Origin of the sequence: Streptococcus sp. DFI.7.26, from assembly GCF_022240605.1 — a bacterium.
GTDB classification, from domain to species: domain Bacteria; phylum Bacillota; class Bacilli; order Lactobacillales; family Streptococcaceae; genus Streptococcus; species Streptococcus xiaochunlingii.
The window spans coordinates 1-1298 of sequence record NZ_JAKOGN010000033.1 but is presented as its reverse complement, the minus strand read 5'-3'; the positions used below and the strand labels follow the sequence as shown (position 1 = coordinate 1298).

Annotated in this window: 2 pseudogenes; both read right to left on the bottom strand. The window is 35.9% G+C overall.

Features of this window, described 5'->3' with window-relative positions:
- Window positions 1-912, bottom strand: a pseudogene (locus L0M85_RS09740) (CHAP domain-containing protein); the annotation flags it as partial.
- An 11-nt stretch (window positions 913-923) separates the two neighbouring features.
- Window positions 924-1298, bottom strand: a pseudogene (locus tag L0M85_RS09735) (AAA family ATPase); the annotation flags it as partial.

The window sequence follows — 1298 nt, the reverse complement described above, 5'->3', positions numbered from 1 at the left end:
AAATGTAAAGAAGGAAAAGGCTGCTTTTAGTTTTTGATAGATATTTCGGACACTTGTAAGACCTTGTTTCTTTAATTTTCGAAACCGATTTTTAAAGGAACTTGGATTATCTTTCGCTAGTTTCCATCCTTTTCCATCCTTAAAATGATGGTATCGCTCTTTTGTGTTGGTCAGCCTTTTCTTGGTAAAACGACCTGTTGCTTGTCCTGTTTTGACACTAGCTTTTCCAAGGTTATAAGAAATCCGACTGTAGCGTTTCCCTTTTCTAATGGTATCTTTTAGAGTGCGATAAGCTTCTAAATCTTCATTTTCTGAAGCTAACTCTCCACCTTCACGTCCAAGGACATAAAGAAAAGTTTTGGCTTTCCTACTGACTTTTTTGGACTTATAGGCTTGTTTAGTAGATTTTAGATTCTCTTTTGCGGCCTTGACTTCTTTCTTAGCTTTTAATTCTTCTAAACTCTTCCCTTGAAAGAAAAAATTGGATTTTGCTTTCGATTCCTGACCATAAAGAAATTTTTGATTGGTTTTTCTTTCTTTACGACTCTCTTTTCTTTCTTCTTTTGCTTCTACCTTGGCTTCTCTAAATTGCTTCTTGGCTATTTTCAATCGTTTCCTAGCATGAGGCAACCGTCTGTCTCTTAATTCTTTCCGATTCAAAAGAGATGGAGGACTATTTTGAAGAATATGATTGTAGTCTTCATTTGCTTGTCTTACTCTCTCCTTTGAAGCTTCTCTCATCTCCTCTAGCTTTTCTTTTATCTCTTTTTTCCATGCTTTTTCATCTAGTCCAGCGGAATCATTTTTCTGTTTCCTCACCTCCTTCTTTCCTTGTTTCAAGAATTTCTTCTCATCTTTTAGAATTCTTCTAAATGCCTTTCGGGCACGTATGATTTCTCTTTTATCCTTCATTTACCTTCCCCTTAATTAGAAGCCATTTTATCAGGATCTGTACTCATGATATCAAACAATTGAGTACCTTGAGGAATCTTATTTTTAAAGGGAACAACAACTGAACCAGCTTTTATCAGTCCTGCCCCTTTTTCTGGATTGACAAGGTATTTTTCAAGTTCTTTTGACAAGCCTAAGAGTTGAACCAGTTCTTCTCTATCATTTTTTGCTTGCTTGAGGAGAATCATAAATTCACTATTTGCAATAATCCGTCTACCATTTGGATCTAACAATAAGGTTTCGACGTTTTGGGTTATCCCAGTCGGACTGGCTCCATATTTTCTGACACGACTCCACAATTTAAAGAAGAAATCACTGGCATATTTATCTAATAAGAGAAGCTGCAT